16 protein-coding genes are annotated in these 20,971 nt (G+C 72.4%); 9 read left to right on the plus strand and 7 right to left on the minus strand.

The genetic code is table 11. The features are described 5' to 3' along the window. The first annotated feature begins 410 nt into the window (after nt 1-410). Entirely contained in the window at nt 411-2,600 is a 2,190-nt protein-coding gene (locus ACIQOW_RS16960) for an FdhF/YdeP family oxidoreductase (protein ID WP_401085306.1), read from the plus strand. Between the two features lie 34 nt (nt 2,601-2,634). Here ACIQOW_RS16960 and ACIQOW_RS16965 read toward each other — a convergent pair whose 3' ends face one another. Continuing rightward, complete coding sequence (locus ACIQOW_RS16965; protein ID WP_401085165.1) at nt 2,635-3,936, minus strand: YhgE/Pip domain-containing protein; 1,302 nt, start codon at nt 3,934-3,936, stop codon at nt 2,635-2,637. Between the two features lie 549 nt (nt 3,937-4,485). Here ACIQOW_RS16965 and ACIQOW_RS16970 point away from each other — a divergent pair. The 5 genes from ACIQOW_RS16970 to ACIQOW_RS16990 all read left to right on the plus strand — a co-directional run bounded on the left by ACIQOW_RS16970 (nt 4,486) and on the right by ACIQOW_RS16990 (nt 10,155). Further along, entirely contained in the window at nt 4,486-6,165 is a 1,680-nt protein-coding gene (locus ACIQOW_RS16970) for an NRAMP family divalent metal transporter (protein ID WP_401085168.1), read from the plus strand. A 61-nt stretch (nt 6,166-6,226) separates the two neighbouring features. Next, nucleotides 6,227-6,517: a hypothetical protein gene (locus tag ACIQOW_RS16975; RefSeq protein ID WP_401085171.1), complete on the plus strand. Its 291-nt coding sequence runs from the start codon at nt 6,227-6,229 to the stop codon at nt 6,515-6,517. A gap of 61 nt (nt 6,518-6,578) precedes the next feature. After that, nucleotides 6,579-6,863 carry a hypothetical protein gene (locus tag ACIQOW_RS16980; RefSeq protein WP_401085174.1) on the plus strand — a complete coding sequence of 95 codons (285 nt, stop codon included), beginning with the start codon at nt 6,579-6,581 and terminating at the stop codon, nt 6,861-6,863. Between the two features lie 98 nt (nt 6,864-6,961). Continuing rightward, entirely contained in the window at nt 6,962-8,767 is a 1,806-nt protein-coding gene (locus ACIQOW_RS16985; protein ID WP_401085177.1) for an ABC transporter permease, read from the plus strand. A gap of 14 nt (nt 8,768-8,781) precedes the next feature. After that, nucleotides 8,782-10,155, plus strand: a complete 1,374-nt coding sequence (locus tag ACIQOW_RS16990) for a nitrate/sulfonate/bicarbonate ABC transporter ATP-binding protein (RefSeq protein ID WP_401085180.1) — start codon at nt 8,782-8,784, stop codon at nt 10,153-10,155. Nucleotides 10,156-10,159: 4 nt separating this feature from the next. Here ACIQOW_RS16990 and ACIQOW_RS16995 read toward each other — a convergent pair whose 3' ends face one another. Further along, nucleotides 10,160-10,570, minus strand: coding sequence for an ArsR/SmtB family transcription factor (locus ACIQOW_RS16995; protein WP_401085183.1), 411 nt, complete (start codon nt 10,568-10,570; stop codon nt 10,160-10,162). Between the two features lie 168 nt (nt 10,571-10,738). Here ACIQOW_RS16995 and ACIQOW_RS17000 point away from each other — a divergent pair, with 168 nt between their 5' ends. Next, nucleotides 10,739-11,446 carry a TetR/AcrR family transcriptional regulator gene (locus ACIQOW_RS17000; protein ID WP_401085185.1) on the plus strand — a complete coding sequence of 236 codons (708 nt, stop codon included), beginning with the start codon at nt 10,739-10,741 and terminating at the stop codon, nt 11,444-11,446. Nucleotides 11,447-11,564: 118 nt separating this feature from the next. On the opposite strand, the gene ACIQOW_RS17005 is transcribed toward ACIQOW_RS17000, so the two are convergent. Continuing rightward, a complete protein-coding gene (locus ACIQOW_RS17005) occupies nt 11,565-13,202 on the minus strand; it encodes an amidohydrolase (RefSeq protein WP_401085188.1) in 1,638 nt (545 codons plus the stop codon). A 51-nt stretch (nt 13,203-13,253) separates the two neighbouring features. Then, nucleotides 13,254-14,675: an APC family permease gene (locus ACIQOW_RS17010; protein ID WP_401085308.1), complete on the minus strand. Its 1,422-nt coding sequence runs from the start codon at nt 14,673-14,675 to the stop codon at nt 13,254-13,256. A gap of 340 nt (nt 14,676-15,015) precedes the next feature. Here ACIQOW_RS17010 and ACIQOW_RS17015 point away from each other — a divergent pair, with 340 nt between their 5' ends. Next, nucleotides 15,016-15,492, plus strand: coding sequence for a very short patch repair endonuclease (locus ACIQOW_RS17015; protein ID WP_401085190.1), 477 nt, complete (start codon nt 15,016-15,018; stop codon nt 15,490-15,492). A gap of 11 nt (nt 15,493-15,503) precedes the next feature. After that, nucleotides 15,504-16,826, plus strand: coding sequence for a DNA cytosine methyltransferase (locus tag ACIQOW_RS17020; RefSeq protein WP_401085193.1), 1,323 nt, complete (start codon nt 15,504-15,506; stop codon nt 16,824-16,826). Here ACIQOW_RS17020 and ACIQOW_RS17025 read toward each other — a convergent pair. The 3 genes from ACIQOW_RS17025 to ACIQOW_RS17035 are packed head-to-tail and all read right to left on the minus strand — an operon-like array spanning nt 16,754 to nt 20,804. Beyond that, nucleotides 16,754-17,656, minus strand: a complete 903-nt coding sequence (locus tag ACIQOW_RS17025; RefSeq protein WP_401085195.1) for a DUF6339 family protein — start codon at nt 17,654-17,656, stop codon at nt 16,754-16,756. The two genes, ACIQOW_RS17020 and ACIQOW_RS17025, sit on opposite strands and share 73 nt — an antisense overlap. Further along, on the minus strand, nt 17,653-18,657 hold the full coding sequence (locus ACIQOW_RS17030; protein WP_401085198.1) for a hypothetical protein: 1,005 nt from the start codon (nt 18,655-18,657) through the stop codon (nt 17,653-17,655). Before ACIQOW_RS17030 ends, ACIQOW_RS17025 begins: the two co-directional genes overlap by 4 nt. Continuing rightward, nucleotides 18,654-20,804 carry a helix-turn-helix domain-containing protein gene (locus tag ACIQOW_RS17035; RefSeq protein WP_401085200.1) on the minus strand — a complete coding sequence of 717 codons (2,151 nt, stop codon included), beginning with the start codon at nt 20,802-20,804 and terminating at the stop codon, nt 18,654-18,656. The genes ACIQOW_RS17030 and ACIQOW_RS17035 overlap by 4 nt, the downstream gene beginning before the upstream one ends. Nucleotides 20,805-20,971: the final 167 nt, after the last annotated feature.

Here is a 20,971-nt window from a genome sequence, read left to right on the forward strand (position 1 = left end):
GCGCGCGGCCCCCGACCGCCGGACGTAGCGTCGACCCCAACGCCGGGTGCCCGACTCCCGAGCGACGGAAGGCGACCACCGTGACCACCTCCGACGACACCGCCCCCACTCCCCCACGGGAACCGCAGGGACAGCAGGGACAGCAGGAACAGCAGGAACAGCAGGGACCGCAGGGACCGCAGGAACAGCAGGAACAGCAGGGACCGCAGGAACAGCAGGAACAGCAGGAACAGCAGGGACCGCAGGAACAGCAGGAACAGCAGGGACCGCAGGGACAGCAGGGACCGCCACCGGAACAGCCGCGGGAGCGGCCGAAGAACGACGGCCCCTCCCCCGCCGGCCCGCCCCACGTCCAGCCGTACCACCACCCGGCCGCCGGCTGGGGAGCAGCGAAGAGCGTCACCCGTTTCCTGCTGCGCGAGGGCGCGTACCTGGACGGGCCGCGCGCGGTGATGCGGATGAACCACGAGGACGGCGGCTTCGACTGCCCCGGCTGCGCCTGGCCCGACGACACCAAGGGCCTGCACCTGGACATCTGCGAGAACGGCATCAAGCACGTCACCTGGGAGATGACCCGCAAACGGGTCGGCCGGGAGTTCTTCGCCGCGCACTCGGTGACCGAGCTGTCCGGGTGGAGCGACTTCGCGCTGGAGGACCAGGGCCGGCTCACCGAGCCGATGGTCTACGACGCGGACACCGACCACTACGTGCCGATCGGCTGGAAGGACGCGTTCGCCCTGGTCGGCGGCGCCCTGCGCGGGCTGGACGACCCGAACCGGGCCGCGTTCTACACCTCGGGCCGGCTCGGCAACGAGGCGACCTTCCTCTACCAGCTGCTGGCCCGCGAGCTGGGCACCAACAACCTGCCCGACTGCTCCAACATGTGCCACGAGGCCAGTGGCCGCGCGTTGCAGGCCGCGCTCGGCACCGGAAAGGGGACGGTCGACCTCAAGGACTGGGAGGTCACCGACGCGCTGTTCATCCTGGGCGTCAACGCGGCCTCCAACGCGCCCCGGATGCTCACCTCGCTCGCCGAGGCGTACAAGCGCGGCGCGCAGATCGTCCACATCAACCCGCTGGTCGAGGCGGCGGCGACCCGGACGATCATCCCGCACGACTTCACCGACATGGCGCTGAACCGGGCGACCCGCACCGGCACCCTGAACCTCCAGCCGCGGATCGGCGGCGACATGGCGCTGCTGCGCGGCATGGCGAAGGCGATCCTGGAGCAGTCCGCGACCGACGAGCGGGCTCTGGACCGGCTGTTCGTCGAGCGCCACACCAGCGGCTTCGAGGCCTACCGCGACGTCTGCGAGAGCACGCCCTGGGAGGAGATCGAGCGCCAGAGCGGGCTGGACCGGGCCGCCGTCCTCAAGGCGGCACGGGTCTACCGGGAGGCCGACCGCTCGATCTTCAGCTGGTGCCTGGGCGTCACCCAGCACGAGCACGGGGTGGACACCGTCCGGGAGATCGTCAACCTCCTGCTGCTGCGCGGCAACCTGGGCCGCGAGGGCGCGGGGCCCTCCCCGGTGCGCGGGCACAGCAACGTCCAGGGCAACCGCACCTGCGGCATCGACCACCGGCCCGCCGACGCGTTCCTGGACCGGCTCGCCGAGGTGTGCGGGATCGAGCCGCCGCGCGAACACGGGCTGGACACCGTCGGCACGATCGAGGCGATGCGGCGCGGGGAGATCGAGGTGTTCGTCGGCATGGGCGGCAACTTCGCGCTCGCCGCACCGGACACCCCGTACACCCACCAGGCCCTGGCAGCCTGCGAGTTGACCGTCCAGGTGAGCACCAAGCTGAACCGCAGCCACCTGGTGCACGGGCGGCGGGCGCTGATCCTGCCGTGCCTGGGCCGCACCGAGAAGGACCACCAGCGGGCCGGGGTGCAGTCCACCTCGGTCGAGGACTCGATGAGCATGGTGCACCTGTCGGTCGGGATGAAGCGCCCGGCCTCGCCGCACCTGCTCTCCGAGCCCGCGATCGTCGCGGGGATCGCCCGCGCCGCGCTGCCGGACAGCCCCACCCCGTGGGAGTGGTACATCGAGGACTACGACCGCGTCCGCGACACCATGGCCCGGGTGCTGGACGGCTTCGAGGACTTCAACCGCCGGGTGCGGCTGCCGCTGGGCTTCCGGATCAAGCAGCCGGCCCGCGAACTGGTCTTCCTCACCCGCTCCGGCAAGGCCGAGTTCTCCACCGCCCCGCTGCCGGACGTGGTCCCCGCGCCCGGCACCCTGGCGCTGGGCACGATGCGCTCGCACGACCAGTGGAACACCACCATCTACTCGGACGACGACCGCTACCGGGGCGTGAAGAACCTGCGCACCCTGGTGTTCATGAACCCGGACGACATGCGCGAGCGCGGCCTGGCCGAGTTCGACCGGGTGGACGTCACCAGCACCGCCGGGGACGGCAGCACCCGCTCGGTGCACGGCTACCTGGCCGTCCCCTACGACATCCCGCGCGGCTGTGCGGCCGGGTACATGCCGGAGCTGAACGTGCTGTGCGCGATCGGCGACTTCAGCACCCAGAGCGACCAGCCGATCATGAAGCACCTGAAGGTGACCGTCGAACGGGCCGGAAGGACGGGCTAGCCGCCGGAAGGACGGGCCGGACGGACCGGACGGGCTAGTCGGAGGGCTGAGGCGTCCAGCGGTGCAGGCCCTTGCGGTCGTAGTAGCGGGTCATCCCGAAGCCGAACAGCAGGGCCAGCACCACGCCGACGCCGATCATGATCCACCCGCGGGTCAGCCCGGCGTCGGCCCTGGCGTCGAAGAAGAGGATCGCCCGGATGCCATCGCTGAGCTGGCGCATCGGCTCGAAGACGCTCAGGAAGCGGTAGAAGCCCGGCACCGCCTGGAGCGGGACGGTGGCGCCGGAGGAGGGCAGCGCCAGCGCGATGAAGACGAACATCGACACCAGCTGCCCGATCCCGCCGAACGCGGCGTTGATCGCCTGCACTCCGAGGCCCACGGCGAGGCTCGCGCAGTAGGCGAAGATCCAGAGCAGGGCCTGGTGCGGGGCGTCCATGCCGAGGATGCCGACCGAGCAGAGCAGCACCAGTGAGGTGGTGAGCAGCATGATCCCGGCCGTCATGACCATCTTCAGCAGCAGGGTCTGGGTGCGGCTGATCGGGACGGTCGGGCGGCGGGTGTGCCAGGGGCCCAGCTCGCTGTCGCTGTAGCCGAGCGCGCCGTCGACGCCGTTGTGGATGATGTTGCCGCCGATGAAGCCGGTCAGCACGGCCAGCAGGGTGTAGTAGAAGGCGCTCAGGCCGAGCCCGCTGTGGCCGCCGATCGGGTGGCCGACCCGGGTGGTGACGGCGATCGGGTCGGCGAGCAGCAGTCGCGCGGTGGCGCCGGTGTCCGGGCCGGGGACGCCGGAGGCGGGTACGGCGGCGAGCAGCTGTTTACCGGCTGCCAGCGAGGCCTGGTGGGCGGCGTTCTGGGCGATCTGCGCGGCGATCGAGGCGCCGAGGCTGCCCATGCCGGGGTTGGTCAGCACAGTGACGGCCGGCCGTTCGGTGGCCCCGCCGGTGGCCAGTGCGGTGACGGCGGCGCTGAAGTCCTTCGGGACGACGAGCGCGCCGTAGACCTTGCCGGAGGCGAGCTGCTCGCGCAGCCCGGCCGCGTCGACCTGCCGCCACTCGACGGTGCCGTCGGGGGTGCCGGCCACCACGGCGCCGGCCAGCTGGGCCCCGAGGGCGGCCGGCTGACCGGGCGGCGGCGGGCCCTGGTCCTCGTTCACCAGGGCGATCGGCAGCCGGTGCAGGTGCCCGCTCGGGTCGAGGATGCCGCCCATGTAGAGCAGTGAGAGGACGACGGCCAGCAGGCCGCACAGGAGGCTCGGGAAGAGCCAGAGCTTCGGGTGGCGGGCGAGCGTCAGCGCCCGCGCCTGCCGGGGGGACCCCTGGGAGTCTGCGGTCGCCATGCCATCCCTCGGGTTCGGGCACACCCTGGTGCCGCTGCGGGTACGGCGGGAAGTCGTTCCGTGACGGCCGGAGGGCCAAACCCCCGTCACCCGGCCGGCCGCCGTACCGAAGCACCCACAGAAGGTAAAGATTTAACCAAGTGCGCAAGTATCACCTCCGGGTGGGGCTAGGCTCTGACGAGTTGGGGTGAACCGGCGGTCGCGTTCCGCGGGCCGGTGAACTCCTTGCCGCGTCGATGACACGCACCACGGGGTGCGCCGGCCGGGAGGAGGCGAGAGACATGGATTGCAGTAGTCCGGGCCACAGTCGCCCCTACCCCCGCCTGTCCTCGTGCACCTCCGGCATGCGGTAACACCTTTCCCTGCACGATGTCCTGACGATTCGTCAGCTAAGACGCCACGTCGTTCCGCACGCGACTCCGCCGTGCCCGCACGCCTTCGTCCGGGCCGCTCCGCCGCGCGCCGACGCGCCGTGCCCGCCCGCAGGGATCGCTGCCGCCTGCCTCCGACCCGCCCCGGGCCGCCCGTCCGGGCTCCAGGAGGAAACCCATGACCACTCAGACCACCCCCGCCACCGCCACCACCACCCACGACTCCATCGACTCCACGGCGCCCGAGCCGCGTTCGGCCGTCCTCGACGACGCGCACGTCGGCGACATCAGGGGCGCGCTCGGCACCATCCGGCTCGACGACACCACACCCCGCCACGGCCTGTCGGCGCGGCTGAAGACCCTGCTCGCGGTCGTCGGACCCGGCCTGATCGTGATGGTCGGCGACAACGACGCCGGCGCCTTCTCCACCTACGGACAGGCCGGGCAGAACTACGGCACCCGGCTGCTGTGGACGCTGCTGATGCTCGTCCCGGTGCTCTACGTCAACCAGGAGATGGTGCTGCGCCTGGGCGCTGTCACCGGTGTCGGCCACGCCCGGCTGATCCTGGAGCGCTTCGGGAAGTTCTGGGGCGCGTTCAGCGTGATCGACCTGTTCCTGCTGAACGCCCTGACGCTGGTCACCGAGTTCATCGGGGTGACCCTCGCGGCCGGGTACCTGGGGCTGCCGAAGGCGGCCTCGGTGGTCCTGGCCGCCGGGATCATCATCGCCTCGGCGTTCACCGGCTCCTTCCGGCGCTTCGAACGGGTCGCCGTCACCCTGTGCCTGGGCTCGCTGCTGCTGGTGCCGGTCTACTTCCTGGTCCACCCGAAGACCTCTCAGCTGGCGCACGACTTCGTGGTGCCCAGCATGCCCGGCGGCGCGGGCGAGCTGGCGGCCGTGATGCTGGTGATCATCTCCATCGTCGGCACCACCGTGGCGCCCTGGCAGCTGTTCTTCCAGCAGTCCTACGTCATCGACAAGCGGATCACCCCCCGCTTCATGACGTACGAGAAGGCCGACCTCTGGATCGGCATCGTGATCGTGATCGTCGGCGCCGCCGCCATGATGGGCTTCACCGCCGCCGCCTTCGCGGGCACCGACGGCGCCGGCCAGTTCTCCGACGCGGCCGCCGTCGCCCGGGGCATCGAGGACAAGGCCGGCCGCCTGGCGGGTGTGCTGTTCGCCATCGCGCTGCTGGACGCCTCGATCATCGGCGCCTTCGCGGTCTCCCTGTCCACCGCGTACGCGATCGGCGACGTCTTCGGCATCAGGCACTCGCTGCACCGCGGGGTGAAGGGCGCCAAGGGCTTCTACGGGATCTACGCGGGCCTGGTCGTCGCGGCGGCGGCGATCACCCTGCTCTCCACCGACCGCGCCCAGGGCCTGATGACCCAGTTCGTCCAGGTGCTGGCGGGGGTTCTGCTGCCCTCCGCGACCGTCTTCCTGCTGCTGCTCTGCAACGACAGGGCCGTGCTCGGCCCCTGGGTGAACGGTCCCAGGACCAACGCCTTCACCTCAGCGGTGGTCGGCGTCCTGGTGACGCTCTCGCTGATCCTCACCGCCGCCGTGGTCTGGCCGGACATCAGCTCCGGGGCGATCCTGTGGATCATGGCCTGCTGCGGCGTCGCCGGGGTGCTCGTCGCCGGGTACTCCTTCACCTCCGGACGCCGCGGCACCAAGGAGGACCCCATCGACCGCACCGGCCGGGAGAACTGGCGGATGCCCCCGCTGGAGACCCTCGACAAGCCGGTGATGTCCACCGCCCGCAAGATCGGCATGGGCGCGCTGCGCGCCTACCTGCTGCTCGCGATGGCCATGGTCGTCGTCAAGATCGTCCAGACCGCGCTGGACCGCTGAGCCGTCCGGCCCGCCGCGTGCTCCCCCTCTGCCCGCCGTCCCGTCACGGAGGTGACCTGCCATGACCATCGTCGCCGTCTTCCGGCCCACCCGTCCGTCCACCGACCGGGGCCGACCGCGCTCCGCCCTCTCCACCCTCTTCACCGTCGGCCGACGGCTGGCGGCGAGCCCCCTGGAGACCCCCGTCCTCCAGGCCCTCCCGGCCCTCGCCGCGGACCAGGAGGACGGGGGCGCCGGCCCGGCGGGCACCGGCATCGGCACCGGCACCGGCGGGCTGCGGGCCCGCTGGCGGGCCGTCACCGCGCCGGACGGAACCACCCGGCTGGAAGCCCGCTGGCACCCCGACCGCTGAACGGCCCGCCCCGTCCGGGCTCCCGCCGCCACCCGACCAGACCCCGAAGGAGGACCCCTCGATGACCCGAACCGTCCTGTTCCCCCGGACCGGCCGAGGGACCGCGCTGTGCGGCGTCCTGCTGCTGATCACCACCGAGGGCCTCGCCGTCGGCCTCGCGCCCCACCCGCTGCGGCTGTTCCTGTCCGGCGCCTTCCTCGGCGCCTCGGTCGCCGGGCTGCTGCTCGCCCTGCTGCTGGCCGGCACCCGGCGGCGGACCGGCACTGCCACACCGGCCCCGCCGGTCACGGCGGTCACGGCGGTCACGGCGGACCGGAGGCAGCGCCGGGCCGGGCCGGCCCGGTAGCCCCCGGGCGGGACGCGGTGCCGGACGGGACGCGGACGGGTTTGCGTACGGACGTACCGAGGGAGCAGACTGCCCGGGTTTGCGCCGGAGGTACCGCCATGACCCTGCCGAAGCCCGCCCCGGGCCGGGCCCGGAGCCAGTTGCCGGGCCAGTCCCGGAGCCCGTTGCCGGGCCGGTCCCGGGGATCGCTGCCCGCGCGGGCGGCGAGCCGCCTCGGCGGGCGGGTCTGGGTCGACCTGGTCGTCGCGGCCGCCGTCCTGGTCCTGCTCTACCTCGTGCTGCGGCTCGGCCAGGGCGGTTCCGTCCGGTTCTCCACCGCCCGGGACGCCGCCGTCGACACCGACCCGGCCCGGCTGCCGTACGACGCGGCGCGCTCGCTGCTGCGGATGTTCGCCGCGCTCGCCGTCTCGGTCGTCTTCACCTTCTGCTACGCCTACGCCGCCGCCCGCAGCCGCCGGCTGGAGCGGGTGCTGATCCCTGCCCTGGACATCCTCCAGTCGGTGCCGGTGCTCGCCTTCCTGAGCGTCGCGGTCTCCGGCTTCCTCGCGCTCTTCCCCGGCTCGGTGCTCGGCCTCGAATGCGCCGCCGTGTTCGCCATCTTCACCTCCCAGGCCTGGAACATGACCTTCGCCTTCTACCAGGCGCTGGTCTCGTTGCCGACCGAACTCGACGAGCTGTCCCGCTCGTTCGGGTTCAGCCGGTGGACACGGTTCTGGAGGGTCGAGCTGCCCTCGGGCATGATCGGCCTGGTCTGGAACGGCATGCTCGGCTTCGGCGGCGGCTGGTTCTTCCTGGTCGCCTCCGAGGCGATCACCGTGGACGGCCGGCGGTACGCGCTGCCCGGGGTCGGCTCGTACGCCGGTGCGGCCATCGCCGCCGGGGACCTCGGCCGGGTCGGCTGGGCGATCGCCACCATGATGGTGCTGGTGATCGGCGTCAACTTCCTGTTCTGGCGGCCGCTCACCGCCTGGGCCGAGCGGTTCAAGAACGAGCAGTCCGAGGCCGCCGAGGTGCAGCGTTCGGTCGTGCTGGACCTGCTGCGCCGCTCCCGGCTGCCCGCCGCGCTCGGCGGGGCGCTGCGCCCCGCCGGACGGGCGCTGAACCGGGCCGGGCGGGTGTTCGGCACCGCCGGCCGCCCGACGGCCGGCCGCCCCGGCCGGCGCCGGGCCGGGGACCTGGCCTTCGCCCTCGTCCTGGGCGGCGTCGTGCTGTGGGGCGTCGTCGACCTCGGCCGCTACCTCGCCGGCCGCACCGGCCTCGGCGTCTTCGGCGAGCCGCTGCTGCTCGGGCTCGCCACCCTCGCCCGGGTGGTCGTGCTGGTCGCGGTGGCCACCGTGGTCTGGGTGCCGATCGGCGTGAAGATCGGCTTCTCGCCCCGGCTGACCAGGATCGCCCAGCCCGTCGTCCAGGTGCTGGCCGGCTTCCCGGCCAACTTCCTCTTCCCCCTGGTGGTCTGGCTGCTGCTGCGCACCGGGGTGTCGATCGACCTCGGCGGCATCCTGCTGATGGCCCTCGGCTCCCAGTGGTACATCCTGTTCAACGCGATCGCCGGCGCCATGGCCGTGCCCGCCGACCTGCGCGAGGCGATGGACGACCTCGGCGTGCGCGGCCGGCAGCGCTGGCGGCGGCTGATCATCCCCGCGATCTTCCCGGCGTACGTCACCGGCGGCATCACCGCCTCCGGCGGCGCCTGGAACGCCTCCATCGTCGCCGAGGTGGTCACCTTCGGCTCCACCACCCTGACCGCGACCGGCCTCGGCGCGTACATCGCCAGGGCCGCCGAACACGGCGACCACCCGCGCCTGCTCGCCGGGGTCGCGGTGATGAGCCTGTACGTCGTCATCCTCAACCGTCTGCTCTGGCGCCGGCTGTACCGGCTGGCCGAGCGCCGATACTCGCTGTAGTCCGGAGTCCGCCGATGCGCTTCCCGTTCCGCCGCCGCGCCGCCGCGCCCGTTCCCGTTCCCGTGCCCGTTCCCGTGCTCCAGGGCGAGGAGGAGGTGCTGCTGGAGGCCGTCGGCCTGACCAAGGCCTACGCCGGGGCGGCCGGCGAACTGCCGGTGCTCTCCGGCATCGACCTCACCGTGCGGGCCGGCGAGATCGTCGCCGTGCTCGGGCGCTCGGGCTCCGGCAAGTCCACCCTGCTGCGCTGCCTGGCCGGCCTGATCCCGCCCAGCTCCGGCACCGTCCGCTACCGCGGCACCCCGCTCACCGGCGCCAACCCCGGTACCGCGCTGGTCTTCCAGACCTTCGCGCTGCTGCCCTGGCTGACCGTCCGGCAGAACGTCGAGCTCGGTCTGGAGGCCCGCGGGGTGCCGCCCGGGGAACGCGCCCTGGCCGCCGCCCAGGCCATCGACCTGATCGGCCTGACCGGCTTCGCGTCCGCCTACCCCAAGGAGCTCTCCGGCGGGATGCGCCAACGGGTCGGCTTCGCCCGGGCACTGGTCGTGGAACCGGACGTGCTGATGATGGACGAGCCGTTCTCCGCCCTCGACGTGCTCACCGCCGAGAACCTGCGCGGCGAGCTGATGGAGCTGTGGGACTCCGGCCAGTTCCCCACCCGGGCCGTCGTCCTGGTCACCCACACCATCGAGGAGGCCGTACTGATGGCCGACCGCATCGTGGTGCTCGGCGCCCGCCCGTACGGGACCATCCGGGAGACCGTCGAGGTCGCCCTGGAGCGGCCTCGGGACCGCGACTCGGCGGCCTTCGACGAACTGGTGGACCGGGTGTACCGGATCATGACCGGCCGGCCCATGGACCCCCGGCCGCCCGGCCGCGCCGGCTCCGATCCCGATCGGCGCACCGTCGCCGGCACCCCGCTGCCCCCCGCGAGCGTCGACGGCCTCTCCGGTCTCGCCGAGACGGTCGCCCACCGGGGCGGGAGCTGCGACCTGGCCGGGCTCGCCGACGAACTCGGCCTGGACATCGACGACCTGCTCCCCCAGGTCGACGCCCTCGACCTGCTCGGCCTCGCCGAGGTCCACGGCGACGACCTGCTGCTCACCGGGACCGGCGCCGCCTACGCCGGGGCCGACGCCCAGGACTCCCGCGCGGTGTTCGCGGCCGCGGCCCTGGAGGTCCCGCTGGTCAAGCTGATCGCCAACAGCCTCGGCGACCGGCCCGGCGCCACCGTCCGCACCGGCTTCCTGCGCGACCTCCTCGGCCGGCACTACACCGTCGAACAGACCGACCGGCAGCTGGAGACCGCGACCGACTGGGGCCGCTACGCGGGGCTCTTCGCGTACGACGCCGACCGGCAGGAGTACCGGCTGGAACCCCCGGCCCGCTGACCGGTCAGCCGGTCGCCGGGCGGTGGCGCACCGCGCGGGCGGTACGGGCGAAGGGCTGCGGGGCGGTCGCGCCGGCCGGGGCGGCACCGTCGCCGCCCCCGCCGTGACGGTCGGGCAGGTCCTGGGCGATCAGCGCGGCCTCGGTGAGCAGCCCGCGTACCTCGGTGGCCCGGTAGAAGATCCGCGTCCCCTCCCGCCGCGCCACCACCAGCCCGGCCGCCCGCAGTTTCGCCAGGTGCTGGGAGGTCGCCGCCACGTGCGCCCCCAGCAGCTCGGCCAGCTCGCTCACCGGCAGTTCCCGGGCGCTCAGCGCCCACAGCAGCCGGTAGCGCGACGGGTCCGCCACCGCCTTCAGCACCGCCACCGCCCGCTCCGCCGCGTCGGCGTCCCAGGCCTCGTCCCGCGTACCACCCATGAAGGGATCGTACCGAGGTGTGCCCGCGCGCCCGGAGCCGGGAATGCCCGGCCAGGGCGCCGGGGTGCTTCCACTCCGGCCGGGGCCGGGGCCGGGCCCCGGCCGAGGACCGGGCAGCGGGCGCCCGCCCTCTGGCCTATGTCAACGATGTCGGCATAGCCTCTCGGCATGAGCGATCGCGTAGTCCCCGAACCGCAGCGACGTCGGCGCCGCCCCACCAAGCAGGGCGTCGTCCTGTCCGCCGAGCTGATCGTCGCCACCGCGATCCGGCTGGTCGGCCGGCACGGCGCCGAGGCGCTCACGGTGCGGCGGCTCGGCGCCGCGCTCGGCGCCGACCCGAGCGCGGTCTACCGCTACTTCCACAGCACCGACGACCTGCTGCTCGCCGTCGCCGACGAGCTCATCGGCCGCGCCCAGCACGGCTGGCAGCCCACCGGCGACTGGCGCGCCGACCTGCGCGCCATCGGCCTGCGCATCCACGCCAGCTACCAGGCCCACCCGCAGGCCGCCATCCTCGCCGCCCACCGCACCACCGGCCGCGCCCACGAGATCGCCGCCGTCGAGACGATCCTCGGCATCCTGCGCACCGCCGGCTTCCCCGACCCGGAGGCCGTCCTGATCTACCACGCCTTCGTCGACCAGAGCCTCGGCTTCGCCGCCCTGGACGCCGCCGCCCTCGCCCTCCCGGACACCGCCAGGAACGCCGACCACCAGGTCTGGCAGGCCTCCTACGCCCGCCTCGACGCCGTCGGCCACCCCAACATCGCGGCCACCGCCCACCTGCTCACCGCCGACATGAACCGCAGCGGGTACCCGTGCGCCCTCGACCTGCTGCTGGAGGCCGCCGAGGCGCGGCTGCTGGCGGCGCGGGGCTGAAGGCCCCCGTGGCAAGGCCGGTGGTGGTGAGCCCCCGTGCGCTCACCACCGCCGGCCGGTCCGCTCCGTCTCGCCCCGTCTCGTCCCGTCCCGTCTCGTCCCGTCCCGTCTCGCGGGCTCAGTCCGCCGCGTGCACCAGCCGCCCGCCGACGTAGGTGCGCTCCACCCTGGCGTGCGCGATCTCCTCCGGCGGGCCGGTGAGGATGTCCCGGTCGAGCACCACCAGGTCCGCGAGCCGCCCGGCCGCCAGCACCCCGGCGTCGTCGTGCCCGTTCAGGTACGCGCTGCCGGCCGTGTACGCGGCGATGGCCGAGCCCAGGTCGAGCCGCTGCTCGGGCAGGAAGACCCGCCCGTCGGTGGCCTCCGGCTCCATCCGGTTGACCGCCACGTGCAGGCCCGCCAGCGGGTCCGGGCTGCTCACCGGCCAGTCGCTGCCCGCCGCCAGGGTGGCGCCGGCCCGCTGGAGGGCGCCGAACGGGTACTGCCAGGCGGCCCGCTCCGGCCCGAGGAAGGGGATGGTCAGCTCGTCCATCTGCGGCTCGTGCGCGGCCCAGAGCGGCTGGATGTTGGCGACGGCGCCCAGCCGGGCGAAGCGCGGCAGGTCGTCCGGGTGGACCACCTGGAGGTGGGCGAGGTGGTGCCGGGTGCCGCGGCGGCCGTTGGTGGTGCGGGCGGCCTCGACGGCGTCCAGCGCCTCGCGCACCGCCCGGTCGCCGAGCGCGTGGAAGTGCACCTGGAAGTCGAGCGCGTCCAGTTCGGTGACGTACCCGAGCAGCGCCGCCGGATCGACGAAGCTGAGGCCGGAGTTGGCCGTGGCGCAGCCGCAGCCGTCCAGGTACGGGCTGGTCATCGCGGCGGTGAAGTTCTCCGCGATGCCGTCCTGCATGATCTTCACCGAGCCGGCCCGGAACCTCCCGTGGCTCAACTCGTGGCGCCGCCGGACGAGTTCGGGGATCTGTTCGGCGCCGCGGTCCCGGTCCCACCAGAGCGCCCCGGCGACCCGGGCGGTCAGCGCGCCGGAGCGGGCCGCGGCCAGGTAGGCGTCGGACGGGTCCGGCTGGCCGTTGAACTCGCCGAGCAGCGCGTCCTGCCAGCCGGTGATGCCGAGCGAGTGCAGCAGCCGCTGGGCGCGCAGCAGTCCGTCCAGCCGGTCGGCGGCGGTCGCGGGCGGCAGCAGCCGGGCGACCAGGCCGGTGGCGCCCTCCTGGAGCGTGCCGCTCGGGGTGCCGTCGGCCTCGCGCTCGATCCGCCCGTCGGCCGGGTCGGGGGTGCCGGCGGTGACGCCGGCGAGTTCCAGCGCCCTGGTGTTGGCCCAGGCGCCGTGGTGGTCCCGGTTGGTCAGGTAGATCGGCCGGTCGGGGACGACGGAGTCGAGCAGTTGCCGGGTCGGCAGCCCGCCCTCGAAGCTCTCCATCGACCACCCGCTGCCGGTGATCCACTCCTGTTCCGGGTTGGCCTCGGCGTACTCCCGGACGCGCGCCAGGTAGTCGGCGACGCCGACCGTCCCGGTGAGGTCGCAGGACGCCAACTCGGCCCCGCCGAACACCGCGTGGATGTGGGCGTCCTGGAAGCCGGGCAGCAGCAGCTTGCCGGTGAGGTCGACGACCTCCGTCCCCGGCCCGATCAGCTCCCGGACCTCGTCGTGCCCGACGGCGGCGATCCGCTCGCCGACCACGGCCAGGGCGCTCGCCCGGGTGCGGGCGGCGTCGCCGGTGTGGACGGGTCCGCGGGTGAAGACCAGATCGGCCTCGGTCATGGGTGGTGCTCCGTTCTCGTGTGCTGGTGCCTGGCGTGCGTCGTACGGGGCTTAACCCGCGCGATCCCCCAGGAAGTACGGCGAGCGCCGTCGCCAGCGGGCCCAGGCCGCCGCCGGGAGTCCGCTGACGATCATCAGGATCACCACGGACAGCTCGAACCAGCCGTTGTCGGCGGCGAGTTCGAAGTGGTCCGTGGAGTCGTAGAAGGTCCAGGCCAGGTAGCCGCCGACGGCGAGCAGCGCCGCCGCGCCCAGCAGCGGCCCGACCACCGCGCGCAGCCCCTCCAGTGGGTCGGTGCGCAGCAGCCCGCGGAACCGGACGGCGGCCGCGGCGGCGGTCAGCGCGTAGTAGAGCGCGACGATGATGCCGATCGCGTTGACCGCGGCCGAGATCAGGTCGTTGACGGTCGGGATGGCGACCGAGACCAGCGCCAGGGCGACGGCGACGGCGGTGACCAGCAGGGTGCCGGCGGCGGGCGTGGCGTGCCTGGGGTGCAGCCTGGTCCAGACCGGGCCGAGCACCCGGTCGCGCCCCATCGCGTACATCCCGCGCGCGGTGGGGATCACCGAGGACTGCAGCGAGGCCACCGCGGAGAACATCAGCGCGATCAACGGCAGTGCCGCCAGCGGCTGTTGGGCCAGCTTGGAGCCGAAGTAGGCCAGCCCGTGGGCGCCGTTGTCGGCCAGCTCGTCCATCGGCAGCACCCGCTGGAACGCGGTACCGGCGAGCAGGAACAGCAGCAGCATCACCACCAGGGCGACCATGCCGCCCCGGGAGGCGTCCCGCGGGTCGCGCACCTCCTCACCGACGCTGAACACCGACTCGAAGCCCCAGTAGCAGAACACCGCCAGCACCATGCCCTGCGCGACCGCGTCGAAGGAGGGGATGTCGAAGGGGTTGAACCACTGGAGCGAGAACGGCTGGTCGCCGGCGAACAGCCCGTACCCGCAGAAGCCGAGCAGCACCGCGTACTCGAACACCAGCAGCGCCTTCTGCAACCGGGCCGCCAGGTCCAGCCCGCGCACCGCGACCAGTGCGGCGCCCATCAGCACCACCAGGCCGAGCAGGGTGCACTGGACGGTGGAGTCGGCGTCGAGCCGCAGCCCGGCGACGCTGCGCAGGTGTGCCTGGTCGAGCAGCTGGATGATCGAGGAGCCGGTGACGGTGGTGGTGTACGCCATGAAGACCACCGTCCCCACGGTGTTCACCCAGCCGGTCAGGAACCCCAGCCAGGGGCTGAGCGTGCGCCCGACCCACCGGTAGCTGCTGCCCGCGTCGGGCTCCACGGCGTTCAGCCGGCCGTACCCGCCCGCGATGGCGAGCACCGGCAGGAAGGCCAGCAGCATGATCGCCGGGAGGTGCAGGCCGACCACCCCGGCCATCAGGCCGAGGCCGATCCCGATGCTGCTGGTGGCGGCCGTGCTGGAGGCGGCGATCACCGCTCCGTCCAGCAGGCCGAGCGACTGGCGCATCGCGACGTGGGAGCCACCCGCGTCCGTTCCCGGGCCGCCGCCCGTGTCCTTCACCGTCGATGCCAACGGATCACCGCCTTGGTCGTGGTGTGCGCGTGTGGGGTGCGCGTGTGTGGGGGAACTCCCGCGCCGGTCGGAGGGGGTGACCGGGGCGGAAGTGCGTGCCATGAAACCGGCGGCGCCGCCACACGTCAATGCCGTTGTCATAAGCCCGGCAGCCGCCGCGTCCCCCCTCCGGCTCCCCCCACCCCACCGCCGGCCCCACCGGGGGCCGGCGGTACCGGCGTTCCCGCCCGGCTCCACTCGACGCGATGTCGGCGCCGGGAGCCAGAATGGGATCATGCCCTCTCTGGAGACCACTCCGAAGATCCGCGCCCGGATGAGCAAGCAGCGCAGCCACGACACGGGTATCGAGGTCACGCTTCGCAGGACCCTGCATGCCGCCGGACTCCGCTACCGCGTGCACCGCAAGCCGCTCAAGGGCGTACGCCGGGAGGCCGATGTCCTCTTCGGCCCCGCCCGCGTCGCGGTCTTCGTCGACGGCTGCTTCTGGCACGGCTGCCCCGAGCACGCGACGTGGCCGAAGAACAACGCCGAGTTCTGGCGGGAGAAGATCGAGAAGAACCGTACGAGGGATGTCGACACGGACGCCCGCCTCGCCGAGGCCGGCTGGCTGTCGGTCCGCGTCTGGGAACACGAGAGCGCCCCCGAAGCCGCGGAGCGGATCATCGCGCTGGTGCACGAGCGACGGGCGGGCGGCGGGCGGAAGACGGCACCGGAAGTGACCGAGTACGTCGCACCGCCCGTCGCCGGCTAGACTCTGGCCACATGACCAGCTCGGGCGCAGCCGCTTCATTCCTCGCAAAACCGTACATTCTGGACCTTTTCGCCGGTCCGGGCGGTCTTGACGTGGCCGCGGAGATGCTCGATGTGCCCTCGCTCGGGATCGAGTGGGACAAGAACGCCTGTGAGACGCGTTACGCGGCCGGGCTCAGGACGTGGCACGCGGACGTCAGCGAGGTCCGACAGAAGCGTTTCGAGGAACTCGATGCGGACCTGAACGTCCTGGCCGGCGGTCCGCCCTGCCAGACGTACTCGGTTGCCGGCAACGGGGCGGGGCGCAAGGCCCTGGAGAAGGTCGAGAAGCTGATCCACCAGCTGGTGGAGGGTGTCGGCGAGGCGGAGATCGACGAGCAGTTGGAGAGGATGGGCGGCGATCCCCGAACCGCCCTGGTCCTGGAGCCTCTTCGATACGCGATCAAGGCCCTCGATTCCCCGAACCGGAACCGGCGACCGTTCGACGTGATCGTCCTGGAGCAGGTGCCTGCGGTCAAGGCGCTCTGGGAGGTCTACAAGGAAGCGTTGGAGAAGGGCCTGCCCCGCGAGGGCGGAACGCCGGTCCGGTACAACGTCGCCGAGGTCAAGACCCTGCACACCGAGGCGTACGGCGTGCCGCAGACCCGGCGCCGCACGATCCTGATCGCGCGGCTCTCCGAGTACGACGCTCCCCGGCTCCCCGCCCCCACCCACCACGGCTTCGATCTGCGCAAGCCCGAGCAGGGCGGTCCCCAGGACATCAGGAGCGCACTGGACGGGGTCGCGGCGCCGCTGCTGCCCTGGGTCCCGATGGGGGATGTGCTCAAGGGCCGGGAGGCTCCCTTCGAGATCGTGTCGAATTACGGCAGCGGCGGTGACCCGAAGAAGCGCGGCATCCGGACGGACAGGCAGCCGTCGTTCACCGTCACCGGAAAGGTCTCGCGCAACGCCGTTCGACACCCCGACGACCGCATCCCCGACCCGGACCGCCTGACGATCCCCGAGGCCGGCATCCTGCAGACCTTCCCGCCCGACTATCCCTGGGACGGTGGCGACCGGTCCCAGCAGGTCGGCAACGCGGTGCCTCCGCTGTTCGGCATGCACGTACTGGCAGCGGCACTGAACATCCCTCTTCCCTCGGAGAAGGTGTTGCGGGAAAGCCGGGCCCGGCTCGACACGGAATCGACGAAGTACAAGAAGCTCCGTCTGGAAGGTTGCGACGCCGAGAAGGGCTGTGGCACCGACTGCCCGAAGCCCGAGGGTCAGGCTTCCTCCTCCACCGCTGCCACCTCCCGTCCCCGGACCAGCGCGTCCGAGAAGAGTTCGGCGAAGTAGTCCACCAGCAGGCTCACGGACAGCTCGGGCGCGGGCTCCTCGTCGGGGCCGATCGGAAGCGCGTTCCGTGACACCTGGCGGGCGGTCTCGGCCTCGTCGATCCAGTCGCGCAGCGGGCGGGAGTCGCGGTCGGCATGGTCGGGAGCGATCACGTCGTACATCAGTGTCGCCGCGGAGGCGTTGACGGCGCCTGCCAGGGCGTTGGCCTCCCGCCCACCGGTGATCGTGCCCTTGTCGATCAGCCGGACGATCGCCTGGGCGGTCGGCCGGTGGTTGATCACCGACATCCGCAGCGTCGTGTTGAGCATGTCCTGGATACCGCAGGCCTTGACCACCGGCTCGTAGTCCGGGCCGTCGCGGAAGAGCTCGGCCGCCCACCAGAGACGGGAGAAGGCCTGCTTGTGGTAAGGCCCCCGGAAGCGGTCGGCCGCCACCGCGACCGGCTTGCCGTCCTTGGGCTCGGCCGTGTGCCGCCAGACCACGTAGTCCGGGGCGACGCCCAGGGCCAGGTAGTTCCAGAAAGCGGGATCGGCCGCCTCTCGCCGGGTGAGTCGGAGCGCCGCGTGGAGGCGAGGGGCCAGCCAGGCGTCGGCCTGGGTGGCCTTGAGCCCATTGGCCCGGCAGTAGGCCATCGCATCCTCGACCAGGTCCCGGACGGGGCGCAACTCACCGCGTCGGTCGGCGTGCGGGAGCGGTTCGGTGACCTTGTTGAGGCTGATGCTCGGCACGTTCTCGCGGCCGGTGAGCAGGCCTTCGGTGACGAAGTCCGTCACCTCGGCACCGGGCAGCAGGGCGAGCCGCTCCGGGAGGTGGTCGGGCCGGTCGGTCATGCGTCGTCCCCCTGAGTGAGGCGTTCCAGGTCGTGGATGGTGGTGGAGAGCGTCCTGGGGACGCCGGCGCGGCGGGAGGCCGCGTAGTGGATCCGCGCTTGCAACTCCCCCCACCCGGCGGCGGACACTCCGGTGCGTGCCGTGTGGACCGCCCGCAGGGCGGCCTCCGGGTCGCGGTCCGCGTACACGTCGGGGAGCATCTCCCGGAGCACCTCGCCCTGCCACCCGTGCGGGAACACCGGGGTCCCGTCCTCCTCGACCTCCAGGTCGCCGACGGCGGAGTGGAAGACAGCCGTCCAGACCTCGGAGCACATCTGGGCGAGCAGGAGTTCCCGGACGGTCTTCTCCGGACCGCTGCCTCCGTCGGCGCCGATCAGGTCGCCGAGGCCGTCGAAGTCGGTGTTGACGCGCACGGCGGGGATCCGACCGGTGGTGTCGACCAGCCAGGGCGACTCCTTGAACCGCTGGAGCCGGCTCGCTCCGGACCCGAACCTGACCATCTTGACGTCGAGTTCGCGGGCGAGCGAGGGCACCGCCTCGGCCACGTCGACGAACCACTCCACGTCGGAGGTGGCGATCACCCGACCGGGCACTCCGTCGACGGTGGCGACCACGTGCACGGCGAGGGAGGCGCGGTCGAGGAGGTCGCACCGGTACAGGTACAGCTCGGCAGTCCGCTTCTGACCGTTCTCCGAGACCGAAGAGAAATCCACCGCCGTGCGGGTGTTGGTGGCACGTTCGGAGAGGATCGCGACGACCTTGACGTCCTCCCAGGGGCCGGAAGGATCCACCGCCTTGGCCGGGAGGTCGACGGAGAGACGGAGCCTGGCCTCGATCCAGTCGGGACGATCCTCGTCCGACCCGAGGGCGACGACGCGCTCGACCGTGGAGAGGTACTTGCTCTCCACGTCCTCCCACGGCTCGCCCTCGGCCTTGAGCTGGGCGCTGTCCACGCGCCAGGACACGTTGCCGGTGAGCCGCCGGTAGGGGTAGACCTTCACGCCTGCTCCCCCTTTCCGCTGCGGAGTTCGACCACGAGACCGGTGAGCTGGGCGCGGACCGGGTGACGGGAGACATCGGTGACACCTCGGAAGACGGCCTTGCGACTGCCCGCCGACAGGCGCAGGGCCCCGTCCACGACCTCGCATCCGCTGACCGCGACGAGACTCTTCCAGGGCACTGCGGGCCTGGGGCCGGAGCGCACGTCGAACTTGGCGACCGGCGTGATCGGTCGGTCCGTGGCCGCACCGGTCGGCACCCGGAGGTCCACGGTCACCGACCAGGCCCCGGTCTCGTCGATCAGGGCGTCCACGTTGTCCAGTTCGGGCAGCGCCGAGGCCGCCGTCTGACGCGTCCGCTTCGTCTTCGTTGCCCCGCCGACCTTGAGTCGGCCGGCGATCTTCGCCTCGCCCCCGTTGCGGCGCTTGGCCTTGGGCACGGCGACGAGATCGCGCACGGCGTTGTTCACCGCGGTGGTCAGGGAGTTGATGCGCCGGTAGGCGGAAGGCGAGTAGGAGAGTCGCAGCTCCTCGGTCTGGCCCCACTTGTTGTGCTCCGGCGGTTCGGAGGCCCGGAGGAACTCCTCGGCGGCCTCGGCACCGGGGGCGTCCTGGCCCGCCGCGCGGCCGGTGAGCAGGACGGCCTGGAAGAGGTTGGTGCCGATCGGCAGGTTGGGAACGGCACTGTCCTTGACCGTCATGCGGTTGCCCCGCATGGACACCACGCGGTTGGAGCGACCGTCGGCGTCCTCGGCTTCGGTGACCAGGACCACCGCCTCGTGCTCCACCCCGCCCCGCAGCTGGCCGCCGTGGAGCGGCACCTCGATCCGCACCGTGGCCCGGGCGACCTGGCCCGGTCCGGTGAGCCGGTCGACGGTGGTCCCCTCCAAGAAGGCCCGCAGGGCGCGGGTGCGGGAAGGCTGGGAAGCGGCCGGATCCACGTGCTCCTCGGGAATGAGCACCTCACCGTTGCGATAGGTGCGGACGGACGCCTCCAGGTGCGGCTTGTGGTCGCCGCCACCGGTCATCGCGGCCCAGAAGTTGCGACCGAGCGCGTCCACCAGTCGCGCGTGCATGCGATGGACGGAGTCGTCGTCCTCGGTGGTCTCCTCCCCGCCCCCGGCATCGTTGACGGCCACCAGACTGGCCACGTCGTGGGCGCCCACGATGAGGAAGGACGTGCCCGGGGCCTCGCTCTCGCGAGTGAGGTGGAGCATTTCGACGGTCTCCTCGTCGGCCCACCAGGAACGGACCACCTCCGCGGATCCGTTGGCCGGGTCGACACGTCCGAACCAGGCCGGACCGGCGCACGCTCCGCCCTCCACCTCGCGCCAGGGAAGGTCCAAGCGGCCGATGAGTCGCCGCTCGGTGCGCCCCTCGTGGGGTTCGGAGAGTGTGGAGTTGATCAGCACGAGGCCGAGTCGACTGGTCGCCCACAGGGTGGCCTTGCCCAGGCCGTAGGAACCGCCCGCCCCGACGTCCCGCTTGTGGCTGTCGAGTTGGCGACGCACCACGGCGGCGAAGAGCCCGTCGCCGTAGTCGTCGCCGGTCAGTCCGGTCGCGTTGTAGTCGTCCACCCGGAGAAGCACCAGGCGGTCGTGCTGGTACATGTCGCGCAGTCCGGCCGCGATCGTCCGCGAGACCTTGCTCTGCTTCCCGCCCTCGGCGGTGAGCGCCTCGTAGTGCGGGCGCAGGCGATCCCATCGGATGGCCTCACGGAATCGGGCGAGAGCCTCACCGGTGAGCTCGTGGAGGGTGTAGCGTACGCGGACCGGCTCGACCGGATCGAGACGGGCGTCGAGACTGTTCTGAGTGGCCTCGCGGGCGAGCACCGAGACATCGGCCTCGAAGGCGAACGCCGCGGCGTTGCCGTACTCGCGCCCGCCGTCGACATGGGCCGGCCGGTGGTACCAGTCGACGGGCAAGCCGAGTTGGGCGTCGGAGCTGCGGGTGTGGATGGTCTCCAGATCGGTCTTGAGGTACGCGGCGATGGCCCGGATGGTCTCGTCCCGGGGCACGGAGCGGCCGACGATCCAAGCCGAGACGGCGGCCCGGGTCTTGCCCAGCTCCAGCGCCAGATCGGTCTGGGTCTTCCCTGCGTTCTTGAGCTGGCGCGCCAGCCAGGGGCCGAAGTCCTCAGCCGCCTTCACGTCCCACCTGCTTCCGGATGGCTTGTTTCACGAGGTGAGAGCCACCCTAGCGCATCACTGTTGACAGCGACATACTCTTGTCAACTGACACTTGACAGTGGTCACGCCCGACGGACACGAAGGCCGAACGCGATCGAATAAAAGGGTTTCGGAAGTACTCGCCACAT

The sequence above is a fragment of the Kitasatospora sp. NPDC091335 genome, from assembly GCF_044757205.1.
Classification (GTDB): domain Bacteria; phylum Actinomycetota; class Actinomycetes; order Streptomycetales; family Streptomycetaceae; genus Kitasatospora.